This window comes from Legionella cincinnatiensis (assembly GCF_900452415.1).
Taxonomy (GTDB): domain Bacteria; phylum Pseudomonadota; class Gammaproteobacteria; order Legionellales; family Legionellaceae; genus Legionella; species Legionella cincinnatiensis.
Genome location: NZ_UGNX01000001.1, coordinates 1263486 through 1276694 on the forward strand (window position 1 = coordinate 1263486; position 13209 = coordinate 1276694).

Sequence of the window (13209 nt, forward strand, 5' to 3'; positions counted from 1 at the left end):
CATTATTTTTGATATTGTAAATTATTACAGGTGGTGAAACTATATTTATTCCTATTTATTGAAAGACTTGTCTATCCTGGTTGTTGGTTTTATAGAAACTTTTTAATCAAGATGATTCAGGGGTAGGGACGTTGTTTCGCAAATAGTTCTTAATATAAAACTTGATTGAACGCTTGATACACCATTGATACGAGTTAGTTTATCTAATAAAAATGTTTGGTAAGCGTTCAGATCTGGCACAATGACTTTTAATAAATAATCAGCGGATTGTCCAGTAATCATATAACATTGAATCACCTCAGGAAGAAAGCGAATCTCTTCTTCGAAATGACTCATCACTGTAGGTTGATGATTGTCTAATCCAACTAAAACAATCACTGATAACTTTAATCCTATTTTTTCTGGATCAAGAAGAGCTACTTCTTTTTTAATATAGCCATGATCCTCAAGTAACTTGACTCTGCGAAGACAAGGTGAAGGAGATAATGCGACTATGTCTGCCAATTCTTGATTATTAATTTTGCAATTTGATTGAAGAGTATCAAGTATTTTTTTGTCAATACGATCCATAGTTAATAAAAAATAATATAAATAATTAACATTATAAAATATTATTTCAATAAAAAATATTTATTTGAAATAAAATATCAAAAATAACAATTTTAAAACATAATTTTGCAATTTAATTTCAAAGGATTTGAATTAAAATATGTTGATGATGGTTAATTGTACATCATGAGCATAAAGTATGGTTTCTTGTTTGAGGATATTATGTCTGCTTCACGTGTTGTTGCTTGGTTTGTTTGGGTTGTTGCCTCGATTTTTTATGCGTATCAATATGTATTAAGAGTTATGCCTAATATTATGATGGATGATATTACCTCTCAATTTCATATTGATGCGACGGTATTTGGGCAATTTTCTGGCATCTATTATTTAGGCTACTCTTTAATGCATTTACCTATTGGTATTATGCTCGATAGATTTGGCCCCAGAAAAGTGATGACTGTATGTATTTTGCTTCCTGTTATTGGTTTGTTACCGCTTATTTTTGCGGACAATTGGATCTATCCTCTTATAGGGAGGGCTTTGATCGGTATAGGATCTTCTGCTGCGATTTTGGGCACATTTAAAATAATAAGAATGTCGTTTAAAGAACAATATTTCTCACGGATGCTTAGCTTTTCAGTCATGATTGGCCTAATCGGCGCTGTCTATGGAGGCGGACCGGTAAGCTATCTCTGTGATACATGGGGATATAAAGTAGTTGTTGAAATTTTTATTGGTCTAGGGTTAATACTTGCATGTATTACTTATTTAATTGTGCCAGAAGAAAAACCAACCTACCATTCCTCTGTCTTTACTAATGTGAAAACCGTTTTTTCCAATAAAAAAGTTATGCTGCTTTGTTTTTTCTCGGGTTTAATGCTTGGACCTTTAGAGGGATTTTCGGATGTATGGGGCTCAGGTTTTTTAAAACATGTATATGGTTTAGAACCTTCGGTAGCTAATTACTTGCCTTCAATGATTTTTATAGGCATGTGCTTTGGTTCGCCGGTGTTAAGTTTGATTGCAGAAAAAACGGGATATTATCTGGGTACAATCATTACTGCAGGAATAACCATGTGTTTGGTTTTTGTTGCGCTCGTTACAGGTATGTTAACTGTATCAAGTATCACGGTATGCTTTATATTAGTCGGTATGTGCTGTGCTTATCAGATTTTGGCTATTTATAAAGTGTCTACTTATGTCCCTGATAATCTTGCTGGTTTGACTACTGCCATTGCTAATATGATCATCATGATTTTTGGCTATGGTTTCCATACAGTTATTGGTGTTGTCATTAATGCCCAGGGTGGGATTCGTGATGCAAATGCTTTTATTTACGGAATAGGCGTTATTCCAATAACTTTGGCTCTAGGTTTTACAGGTATACTTTTCTTGGCATATCAGGACAAATTAGGAGCAAGAACATCAGCGATAAAAGAGCGACTAAGTGAAGCTTAATTTGATTTTTAATACTAAAATACTATAAAAGCGCCCCCCTCTGTGCAAGCAGAGGTTTTTAGCAAGATTTGTTTTTAGACCTTCCGCTTTCACCTGTCTCTTAGTTATAATAACATTTTTCTTTAAAACAAAGTTTTCCATGCCAATTATTTACATAAAGAACTTAGTTCATAATGAAGTGGAAGTTTGTCGGGCATTATTTGATGCTGCTGCTAAAACTGAAGAAGGAATGAAAGCAAAAAAATATGGAATCCAAATGACTGCTGATATGCCTGGTCTATGGTCTCCTCTTCTTGATTATGAAATTGAAGCCGATCTTCAAACCGCAAAAAAGCAACGAAACGGAAGAATGAGAGAAGTTGGGTATTTAACCGTTAATCTTATATTTCAATTAAATACTGAAAATGCCTTAGATGTAACAGAGTATGAAAAAACATATGGTATTTCAGCCAAAGAAGTTTTAGCAAAAGTTGGATTTACATGTAGCAATGATCCAATAAGTACGGTGAAATCTACTTCAATGTATTCAAGCTTTTTGGTGCAAGAGACTAAATCAGAAAAACCGACTCGAGCAAGTGTTGTGAATCATTCATTTTTTTCTCTAAAGAATATTGATACGGATAAAAGATTTATTAAGTCTACAAAACCAGGAATACTATATGAAGCTTCATCCTATGGCAGAATAGATGACGAGACTTTAAAAAGCTATGGTTTCGTAGAGGGACAATGGGAAAGACATACCCAAGGCATTGATCATATAGTTATTATTAAAAAACTTAATGATAATATTGCTCCAGCATTATCTAATATTCAATCAGGCATGTGATTTTTTAGATATGGATTTGATTTAGCAAGATTTTTTAAGTGGAAAGATGACAAAGCTTGCCTTAATCAGTTATTATTAATCAGTTATTATTAAATCTTTATCGACAAGTTGTTTACGCAAATATGGGCCGTTAGCTCAGCTGGTAGAGCAGGAGACTCTTAATCTCTTGGTCATAGGTTCGATCCCTATACGGCCTAATCAATAAAATCAATAAGTTATAGAATCCCCCCTTTTCCATATACCAAGTCCAATTCCCCATACTAATTCAATTTGTGTATCGGTTATTGCTCCTTCAAGTTGTTGTTTCAGTGTAAAAAGCTCAGAATATAATTTGATTGGCTCATCCCCATTTCCGCTGAATCTTCTACACATCTTGTTTATTAGTCAAAACCATGATCAAATTCCCTCTTTTGAGGTTAGATATGGATTTATCAGTTGAAGATGCTACAGCATGGTCGGAAGCTATTTTTGGTTCAGTTGACTTAGTACGCGTAGCCTGGTTGCTTGCAACCAGGATTTATCAGAGGCGGCAAAGATTATCAGGCTTTTGTAATAATAAAGAGGCTATTTTATGTGGTGCAAGTTCACAAGGAAGACCAAAAACCTCAGGGTCAATTACAGATGAGACAAAACTCGGGGTGGTACGTATTTTTTTATGCTGGCATTAAGGATCGACAATCAGGTGAAATCCTGGTTGCAAGCAACCAGGCTACGCGTGCTGAACGCCCCTCAACCACATCAAATATTTTATGCTTGGCCAAGTCACAAAAGGTGGTCGCATACCCCACCTTTCTATTGAACGAATGCTCATCAAGGCCTAATACTCGGGGACAGGAACGAGTCGCTATCTTTTTATAACGTAGCTCATAACCGTAATGATACCAGCGCTCTACAGTCGATTTACCCAGCTTTAAATCACGAGCCAAATCCTTTTGACTCACTCCTTTGCTATGGTAGTGAAACACCTGTTTCCGTAAACTCTCACTCGCCCTTTGATACTTACCTATCCCCGGAAAACGCTGATTAAAATAGCGACCACAAGCAGGACAATAATACTTATGAGCCTTGATACACAAATAACTACGACGCAATCCAATTGACTCATGGCGGATTCGCCTCATGAAACTATCCTTTTTACGTAGCTTCTTATTCCCACAATGAATGCATCGTACAACACATCGATAAGTGACTTCGATATAAACCGGGTTCTCTCCACTTACTTTTTTAATAGAATATTCAGGCAAATTTAGGATACAATCTTTCTTAGGCATTTTAATCTTCCTTTTGCCCGTCAAATCAAAGAGTTAGTCTAGACTAACTTGATTAAAATGCCCCTTTATTTGGGGTAGAGCCATTTGATTGTAAGTCTACGTTTTTTTTCTTCGGTTGACCAAATAGCCCATTGATTATTAATGTAATTTTGAAAGAGAGTTTCTATAGTATCGCGATCTTCATATTCAGATAAAAGAATTATATTCTGTTGTTTTTGTGAATTCTCAGTGAGGTTCTGTTTCAGCTTTATTTGATATATCTAACCATACGATTAATCGATCATCTTCCGGTATTGGTGGTGATGTTTCGGTTAATCTTTCAATTCGTAACCATACTTCATCTTGATCGTCTTCACTCGTGTCAAGTTGCACTCCTGGTAAAGTAATTAGATCATGCTCAAAACGTTGAAATATTCCATGCTTGCTGACATCTTTGATTGGGTTAAGTTTTAAACGAGCAGATTGCTGGGCAAATTCAATAAGAGATAAAAAGCGTTCCTGTTCTATAGTTCTAGGAGTAGTTACTTGTTGAATAGACTCATCGACATCCGCATTGGAGTAATTTTGCATTAATGACCTCAAACCTTTAGCTCGTTTGTTTTATCTTGGATGTGGATTAAACAACATCAAACCCATAGAAATTTTTGTCTCACAATTCCATATTCGGTATTTTTAAGAGTTATGTGTATTTTGATCTAAATTTGATCGAATGCGCAATATTAAATCAATGATTCATTTAATACCATCTGTGCAAAAAGCATAAGTTGCTCTTTTGGATTGAAAATTATCCTATGTGTGAAAAAAATTATTCATTAATTCCATATTGGATGATTTTGCCAATTATTTGGTATCCCCATTGAGCTTGCACTCCATTTATATTTCGCCAATATTGGAAGAATCAGCTCCTCATAGGATTTTGCCCATTGTTGAGTTTTATCAGAATGATTTAATAAGTATTTAAGGATAAGTAGAATAAAAAAAGAACGATCACTTCTTGGAGTAATTGGCGGAAGCCATGCTTGATCAAGCCCATCTAGTTTTGGCCTAATTGCAAGCTCTTTATTCCAAAGTCTACTGTGATGTGCGCATATATTTCGGACGTAAGTTAGAAAATGCAGAAAATTAGCCAATGTTTTGGGATGCAAATTATAATGAGTTTCAGCAATTACTCGTTTATCTTCATTTTTTAAGCCTTTATATAAAAATGAAAGTGAGCCAAAAGACGTAACTTCAGTTGCCATCCAAACGGGAAGGGTAGGGAAGCCTTCATATTTATCCATAAAATGTTCTATAAAGGGCTCTTTGGAGCGAATGATTTCGCTTTGTATCTGTAAAAGCCAAGTTTTATGTTCAAACTTATTATGAAAATTTTCGCTCTTCTCAAGAGCAAATGCACCATAATGATGGGCCAGATGGTAGGTGATATGTGTTCTTATCGATATTTCGATGCGTTCTAAGGCATCCATAATAAGAAGTCTTAACTTTCTATCAAACTCGTATAGCTCGATAATGTTTTCAAAGAAAATATTATCTTGAAACTGATTAAGGAGTTTTCCTTGTTTATCTCTTTTCTTGAAAGGTATCCAATACGCACTCAAACGGTAGTAACTAATATTGGATAAAATTATTAAGGCTTCTTCTTCATTATTGACGATCAGTCCACGATCTTTTAATTGTATCAGTTGTTCCTGAAAACTAAGGGCGGGCTTGAGGTATTTTATTTTTGTTTTAGTGTTCATAGCGCACATATAAAAAAACCGCCAAGGTTACGCAAGAGCCGAAGCTCTCTAGGCGTGGCGGTTATGTTATCTAAATTATACATTCTTGATCGCAGTTTTGTAAAGCGACTGTGACTTCAGAATTATATCCAATACATTCTTGAATGCATATTGCCCATTTCTCAAGAGCTTCTTTTCTCTGAGGTAGCATCTCATTCTTATTATAAGTAGCCATAATGCGAGGCATTTTATGACCGAGACATTTTTCTATAACAACGGGGTCAATATTCAAACATTCTCCTAATTGAGTGGCGAAGGTACGCCTTAAATCATGTGCTGTCCACTCTGGGATGCCAACACGATCCTGGATACGTCTAATTGCTCGTGGTAAGGCACTTTCATCCAGTGGTTTTTCAGGATCTAGACCCATTAAAACAAAAGGGGAGTCACTGATGGATTTCAGTTCTGTAAGAATAGATTTTGTTAATTGATGTAAGTGAATTTTAACGGTGACAGCACCTTTATTATGTTCGGGAGGAACCGTCCAAATAGAATTGCTAAAATCAAAGTGATGCCACTGGGCAAGTCGGATTTCTGCAGTTCTAACACCAGTCAATATAATAATTTTGATGGCGCTTTTAGTTTGAATAGACATCTTATAGTCTTCACTATCTAAGAAATGCCAAATTTTTTGTATTTCATCGATGCTTAAGTAACGTTCTCGAGGTTTTTCAACGCCACCGATATCACGTGCACGGATATTGTTTGCAGGATTATGTTGTATTGCTCCACGGCTAACTGCGTAATTAAACGCTTGCTTTAATGTACTTAAAATACGATTGGCATGCACAGGCGCTCCACGCTGTACAATAGTGTCAAGTGCCATTGTAATATCCATGGTTTGAATTGGATTTACTTCCATTGTTCCAAGCAGGGGATGATGTTTGCAGAGAAGGAGTTTAAAGAAATTAAAGATAGTTATACTAAATTTCAAGTAAATTAAATAAAATTATCGAAGAAATACCATCACTACGTTAATAATTTTTCTATCGTTTTCATTGGTAAATAAAGCTTACTTCCATTTGATAACATAGGTAAAAAGCCATATTTTTTATAAAAGTTTATGGCACTATCATTAATAGCATCAACAGCTACTGCGATAGAAGCAACTTCATTAGTATTTTGATAGGCTTTTTTTAATGCATCAATAAGTAAAACTTCACCCAAAGTTTGTTTTTGATAATTTAAATCCACGGCTAAACGACCAATTAGTGTCGCTGGTAATAAAGGGTATTGAGGTAATTTAGATTTAAGTTTGTCAGGTAAATCTGCAAGTTCAATGGAGGTAGATGACAATGTGTAATAACCAGCAACCTGATTTGATTCTTTATCATTTAAGATATAAGTTACTGAGATATGCCTATGATAATCTTGTGTTGCTTGCTTATGTAAATAATTATCAAGCAAATCTATCCCACATGAAAATTTTTCCTTTTGATGTATTTTATCAAGCCTACTAATTGAATATTTTTTATTATTAAAAAATTTGAGCATTATTCCTCATCTACAATAAAGGAGTTATAACGTTTGACTGCTTTATTTAGCGCAACATTGGGCTCAGGTGGATTAAGTAGTGAATTAACAAAATTCTTTGACTCTCTCGCAGTTAATGTAATGATTTCATGTTCACGAATTATTTTTTTTGCTTCTTCTTGAAGTGAGTTTATAACAAAATCAGTTAATGAACGTCCAAGCAAATCAGCCGCATGTTGAATTAATTCTTTTTGTTCACGGCTAAGTCGAGCTTCAAGACGCTCTGCTTTTTCAGATGTATAAGTAGGCCGAGATGATAATTGCATAGCTAACTTTAGGTTAATATACTTAAAGTTATTATACGTCATGATGCCGTATAAATACAAGTATTAATAATGGCCTAATGGGTTATTTATTTATCAATCAATATTTGTTATTTAATTCTATTGTCCCTTAGTATAGATAATTTATTATAACTATCATGAAAAAATTATAATAAGTATATTTTAACATAAGATTATTTAGTTCCAAGTACGACAGTACCTTTATAATGGTTTCACAGGAATATTGCACCTTATATTATTTCAAGATGTCTATAATTAGCGAACTCCACGCCTTGATCGAAGGTTATAGACTTAAACATTTGTTGAGGTAAGTTGCAAACCTAGCCCTTATTTTCTCCATAACACCTTGAGCATTTTTTTTAGTTCACAGTCTAGGTGTGGTGTTTCGCTCTGCGTACTTTAGTGCCTGTTCGTAACATTGCCTTGCTTCCTTGCAGTGGGAGAGGATGAATTTTGAATCATGTTTTGGCAAGATTTGCTTTGCTTCAAGTAAAAGTAGAACGTATTGCTCTATGGAAAGACTGATCACAGGATGAGAATACATCTTGGCGACAACGGGATCCTTTGAAGATTTTCGGTCTGTATCAATCAGATCTTCAGGGCTAATATTTAAGCCCGATAAGGCAACAAAATTCTTGGCATCATCAAGATTATCAAAAAATACATGCACCTTTCGATTGGAGTCGTGACCATGAATGATAACGGATGGATTCTTATCCACATCCTTTGGTTTTACACTGGTTAGTTTGGTTGTCAAATCAGGAGATATGCTCTCATCTACACAAATAGCTTTTAACGAATCACAGATTTTGAATACAAGTTCCATGGTTTTGGGTAGTTTCAACAACTTAGAGTGACTCTGTGTTAAAAGATAATCATCAATCGCATCTAAAGCAGGTTGTATGACCGCCAAGTTTTGATCATTGATGTATGACGTCAAGACATCTTGTAATCCTTCCAACCTTAATGTATTAATTGTGAATTGATTTGCACTAAGTTGGATGAAATTAGACATGGGTAATGCTTTAAAATAATTCAATTTAAATTGAATTTCATTCAGCACTTGAGTTTTAATGGCATCCATTTCCTCATGAAGCTTTTGATAGATTTCAGGAGGTAGAGGCACGTTATGCACACGCAATACAAGATTCAATAAGTTAAACAGATGCGTTTTGTGGGGTAACTTATCCGAAGCGCTACTGTCAACAATTCCTTTAAGGCACACGACCACCTTGATATATTGCTCACATAGTAGGTTTCGAAATTGCGGTTTACTTAGAACATGGACAACTTTTTCTAATAAATCAGCAAATGAATCCTGAGCGCTATATTCTAAATCGGAGATAGGGAGGGACTCAATAAGGTCTAACAACGCTGCTTTGTCTTTATGTGGATAATCTACCATAGCTGCTAGCAAATTAAGCTTTGATTCACCTTCCATGCCAGCTGCAAATCGATCGTAGTAAAATTTAGGTTCAGTTGTGTTTGAGATCCTGGTACCTACGGTATGAGGAAATCCAAAACTGGCTCTATTTAAAAAAAAGTTATAAGCTGAGGATTTTGGTGATGGTTCGTCTGGTGCTGCAGAGCTTGGTGCAGGAAATCTACGGAAATAAAAAGGAGAATCTTTTAATTCATTCATGGCATATCTGTCCGGTTGAGACCGAAAAAAGTCGCGAAGGATTTGACCACCTTTAAAACTGATGAGCATGGCTTGCCTGAGTGGTTGATAAGCATGTTTTGCAATGTGAGAGACCAACTGCCTGTCAAAATAATGACTTTGATGAGAAGAACTTGAAATCATCTCATTGTATTTTGAAAAAACATGTGGATTATTGATGGCCCATACCATGCCTGCCTGGACCTTGTCTGCACCTAGCATGCCATACTTTTGCAGACTATGTGCGAAGACTAAATTGAGTAAGCCATCTTTAATTCTATTCTGATTTTTAACCAATATATCGGTCACTTTTTGACCGCCAATATCGACTAAGGTTGAATCAAGAATCAAGGTGACAGGCCTGTTATTTTTTCTTTTTGAAAAAAGTTCATCAATAAAACGATTCACATCAACAGAGTATATGTTTTCTTCACTTAGCGAAAGAGAAGCCCCTATGTTCATCACATACACATCTGCATCTGGATTATTAATACCTTGCATCCGATACGCACATTTTTCGGCTTTAAAAAATTCCAGTACTTTAGCAGCTTCATAATAGATGTTGTCCAAAAAAACCACTGCAGGGTTACTTAAGCCAGTAGAATTTTTTGCTGCTAATAAAGCCTCAAAGATGGCCCGCATGCCCGAATTATATAATCCAAATTGATAGTCCATATCTTTTTGCAAAAGTTCCGGAGAATGGCAGGTTTTCATGTTATCTCGCATAATCGATGCAAAATCATCCATACCATAAGGTTCCACAATGGCGAGGATAAAGATCATTTCTTCCATTAACCATTCAAACGTATTGACCCATCGGCGATGATCTTTGTAATACAACGTGGCAAACGTCATGTACTCGAAAATAAATGTATAACCGTGTTTCAATATTTCAAGCCTGTGGAGAGGCACAGGGTTATTTTTGATGTAATCCTTCAATGCCTCTAGCATGCTGGTGATGGCATTGACATGAACCGTTAAATATGGCAACTCGGGATTGTTTATCAAACCCAGCTGTTCGTATTTTTGATAAACTGCGGAATTTATCAGATCTTCCAATGAGTTGAACTCTGGTAGTTGCTCTTTCCTGTATAAACTATCTCCATGCCGATCGACAACCGGCTGTAGGCTGTAATAATCATCGGAGAGTTTATTGATCCGATGATACATTTTTTGCATAGTCGGTAGTAATCCAAGTGTTTGGATCGTTACAAGCATTTCTGAGGCTTCAACTTCAGTTTCAAAAACCAGGATAAAATGATCTCTGGCAGTAAACTCAGATCTCCCACCCTCTTCATGAATACTCACCCTTTTTACGTTGGAATTAAGTGCTAACTCAGGAAAGTCGATCAAATCAATATCAATGGGTACACATTTCTGAATAATTAATTCCTGACCATATCTGCTTTTATATTCCAGTTTAAATGTTTCTATATAATCTTCGAACAATCGACTTTTATTGGGCTCCAGATCGCTTCTAAAATATAAGTAACCTTCTTTATCAATATTAATACCATATTGATTTTCACGGTCCACATATAATTGAGCCATCATAGAGTGGTCCTTCCTCGCTATATTTTTACCCCAATTTCTATGATAGGTCATGAGAGATGCCATTAGATCCTGATCAGACATACACCCATCGATTTTGCAGATTTCATAAGACAACTCACTGAATCGTTGATCATGTAAGTTATACCTTTCTTCTATTGAACGCCACGCCTCCATCCCATCAGTATTATTTCTCCAGTATTTCTTAAGCCTCCTGTAGGAGGTGAGCTGTAATAGTTTATTTTGTATAAGTGCTGAAGATGAATTGTATGTCTTATAGAATTTATCTTGCTTACTCCAAAACTCCGGTTTATTTAGATCCTTTAAATTCATGTATTCAAGGGGCACTTCATTTTTTGTATCAGGGTCTTCTTTCGGATGTACTATGAGAGAAATACCTTTAATCATCGTTAGCCTGGGCGTATAAACGCGAATGTATTGATTCTTAATTTGATATTGAGGTAATTGTTCCAATTTTTCAGTGACAACTTGGTATAAATCAATGTTTTCACCCTCAACAGTGATGACCAAATCGCCTGCGCTGTTTCGATTCGCAGTGAAAGTCTCATATTCTTTTGGGTTTTGTGCAATATTTTCCCTCACAGGGTTTGTCTTCCCGGATAAGTCAACAACGATGATATGCATACTCTGATCTAATATTTAACTTTTAACTTTAATATTAGTATATGTGTATTTTTTGTGCTAATTGAGGGCGGTTTTTTGCCAGACCATCGGTCGGGGCCTGGCCTGAAATAGCTTCAGTTATTTTGATAGTAATAATTAATGCCATGTTCGATTTTTCGATCAGTAAAGATAAATAAAATTTAAGTAGTATGGGAAAGGAACTATGGTTTTTATTAATAAGTTCCTTCCTATCCCAAGAAACTGCTGATTAAAATAGCGGCCACAAGCAGGATGAATGAGACTACTCCTTTTTCTTTATGAGCCTGAAAATGAAGATTTATTCTCGTATTCACGAACTTCTTTTATATCTATTTTATTAGAATTATTTTTAAAAAAGTAATGATGAGTAAATAAAGAGGCTGTTTTGTTGTAGATATAATAACCACCAAACATTATTCCTGTTGTTGATACACTTCTAGTTGCGTCAATTAATGATCTTTTAGTTGCAATTTGAATTATATTACATCCGCTTTTTAAGAAAAATGATATCATAATATCCGTCCTGTTTAATAATTAATAAATCATACCAAATATAATGCATTAATTCTAAATGAAATTTTAGCGAATGCAACTATAACTCTGTTCATTAGAATATATTGATATTTAAATAGAAATTAAAGGGAATAATAGAATCATCAAATTTTCAAATAACATCCCTGTTTTTGTTGCGTTACATCCTTTTTGATGGATTGCTTTTTGATTGTTCAGTGTCAATTTCTTCAACTTTTGGCCAAACTTTTTTCAATGGTTCTGGGCCCATTAAATCATCCAAGCCGAAAATAATACCAAAGGTTAAAGCAGACATCGGGCTGCGGACTAAAACTTCTTTTAAAAAGTTAAATTTCACAAAGTGAGAAAATGCTTCTTTCATACCAACGGATTTGACATGAGATTTCACTTGGCCAAACATTGTGAAGGGTGATACAGTCAATAGACGACCATTTTCAACTTTGGATGCTAGAACTTTTCGATCAGCATAAGAGTTAGGAATCGTTGTGAATATTGTTGCGATTACACCTGCAGTAGAACCACCTGCCAACTTGTTATAAAAATCATTATTGAATTTATAAAAAGAGCTAATATAATCACCCACAAAGCCTAAGGCAGAAAAATTAACAAAGCCTGCAAAAGAACGAGATCCCCAGTTAACACCAGTTAATTTCCAGTAGTTTGCAAAAGACCATTTGAAATTTGCTTTAGTAATAATACCCGCATTTTCCAATTTTGATTTTCCACCTAAAGCATTGCTTATGAGTAGATCTGCTTGAGAAAAAAGGAATGTTCCCATCCAACGTTGACGACCAGGTATTTCCATTTCTTCTTCTTCAATTACTTCTTTATTTGCTTGTTTTGCTGTTACGGATACAGCCCCTCTTTTTTGACCCGCAATTGCGTAAGGTACGAAACCACGATACATACTGCGGAAAAGTCCTCCATTAAATCCACTTGGCGCATTTACCTGAAGTCGAGTAAGCATCGCTTGAAATGGTTGGGTGAGCGTTGAAACAGAAAAAGAAATTGCTGCTGTTTTAACGCCTAAGTTTGCCAAAACATAAGGGGTTAGAGAAAAAGATAATCCTTGATTACCTGAGTTATTTTCTGTTTTTGCTTGCAT

11 protein-coding genes, 1 tRNA gene and 3 pseudogenes are annotated in these 13209 nt (G+C 35.3%); 4 read left to right on the plus strand and 11 right to left on the minus strand.

What is annotated here, in order from left to right; genetic code table 11:
- Positions 1–102 precede the first annotated feature (102 nt).
- Positions 103–570 (minus strand): Lrp/AsnC family transcriptional regulator, encoded by a 468-nt coding sequence (locus DYH34_RS05610; RefSeq protein WP_058465365.1) that lies wholly within the window; start codon positions 568–570, stop codon positions 103–105.
- A 201-nt stretch (positions 571–771) separates the two neighbouring features.
- Here DYH34_RS05610 and DYH34_RS05615 point away from each other — a divergent pair, with 201 nt between their 5' ends.
- The 4 genes from DYH34_RS05615 to DYH34_RS05630 all read left to right on the plus strand — a co-directional run bounded on the left by DYH34_RS05615 (position 772) and on the right by DYH34_RS05630 (position 3501).
- The gene (locus tag DYH34_RS05615) at positions 772–2007 is read left to right on the plus strand and encodes an MFS transporter (RefSeq protein ID WP_058465364.1); all 1236 of its coding nucleotides are present in this window, start codon (positions 772–774) and stop codon (positions 2005–2007) included.
- A 139-nt stretch (positions 2008–2146) separates the two neighbouring features.
- Positions 2147–2833, plus strand: coding sequence for a hypothetical protein (locus DYH34_RS05620; RefSeq protein WP_058465363.1), 687 nt, complete (start codon positions 2147–2149; stop codon positions 2831–2833).
- 124 nt (positions 2834–2957) lie between these two features.
- Positions 2958–3030, plus strand: a tRNA-Lys gene (locus DYH34_RS05625).
- A 225-nt stretch (positions 3031–3255) separates the two neighbouring features.
- On the plus strand, positions 3256–3501 hold the full coding sequence (locus DYH34_RS05630) for a hypothetical protein (protein ID WP_115342563.1): 246 nt from the start codon (positions 3256–3258) through the stop codon (positions 3499–3501).
- Between the two features lie 45 nt (positions 3502–3546).
- On the opposite strand, the pseudogene DYH34_RS05635 reads toward DYH34_RS05630, so the two are convergent.
- The 10 genes and pseudogenes from DYH34_RS05635 to DYH34_RS05675 form a co-directional block, all read right to left on the minus strand.
- Positions 3547–4104: pseudogene (locus tag DYH34_RS05635) on the minus strand (helix-turn-helix domain-containing protein); the annotation flags it as partial.
- 225 nt (positions 4105–4329) lie between these two features.
- Positions 4330–4674, minus strand: a complete 345-nt coding sequence (locus DYH34_RS05640) for a hypothetical protein (RefSeq protein ID WP_058464386.1) — start codon at positions 4672–4674, stop codon at positions 4330–4332.
- Positions 4675–4916: 242 nt separating this feature from the next.
- Positions 4917–5843 carry an Abi family protein gene (locus tag DYH34_RS05645; protein ID WP_058464388.1) on the minus strand — a complete coding sequence of 309 codons (927 nt, stop codon included), beginning with the start codon at positions 5841–5843 and terminating at the stop codon, positions 4917–4919.
- Between the two features lie 70 nt (positions 5844–5913).
- Positions 5914–6759: pseudogene (locus DYH34_RS05650) on the minus strand (tyrosine-type recombinase/integrase); the annotation flags it as partial.
- A gap of 92 nt (positions 6760–6851) precedes the next feature.
- Positions 6852–7376, minus strand: a complete 525-nt coding sequence (locus DYH34_RS05655; RefSeq protein WP_058464385.1) for a GNAT family N-acetyltransferase — start codon at positions 7374–7376, stop codon at positions 6852–6854.
- On the minus strand, positions 7376–7681 hold the full coding sequence (locus DYH34_RS05660; RefSeq protein ID WP_058464384.1) for a type II toxin-antitoxin system TacA family antitoxin: 306 nt from the start codon (positions 7679–7681) through the stop codon (positions 7376–7378). The genes DYH34_RS05655 and DYH34_RS05660 overlap by 1 nt, the downstream gene beginning before the upstream one ends.
- A 257-nt stretch (positions 7682–7938) precedes the next feature.
- Positions 7939–8057: pseudogene (locus DYH34_RS18690) on the minus strand (IS30 family transposase); the annotation flags it as partial.
- Positions 8058–8063: 6 nt separating this feature from the next.
- The gene (locus tag DYH34_RS05665; protein ID WP_131775209.1) at positions 8064–11318 is read right to left on the minus strand and encodes a hypothetical protein; all 3255 of its coding nucleotides are present in this window, start codon (positions 11316–11318) and stop codon (positions 8064–8066) included.
- 531 nt (positions 11319–11849) lie between these two features.
- Complete coding sequence (locus DYH34_RS05670) at positions 11850–12086, minus strand: hypothetical protein (RefSeq protein WP_058464382.1); 237 nt, start codon at positions 12084–12086, stop codon at positions 11850–11852.
- A gap of 178 nt (positions 12087–12264) precedes the next feature.
- Positions 12265–13209, minus strand: a complete 945-nt coding sequence (locus tag DYH34_RS05675; RefSeq protein ID WP_058464381.1) for a hypothetical protein — start codon at positions 13207–13209, stop codon at positions 12265–12267.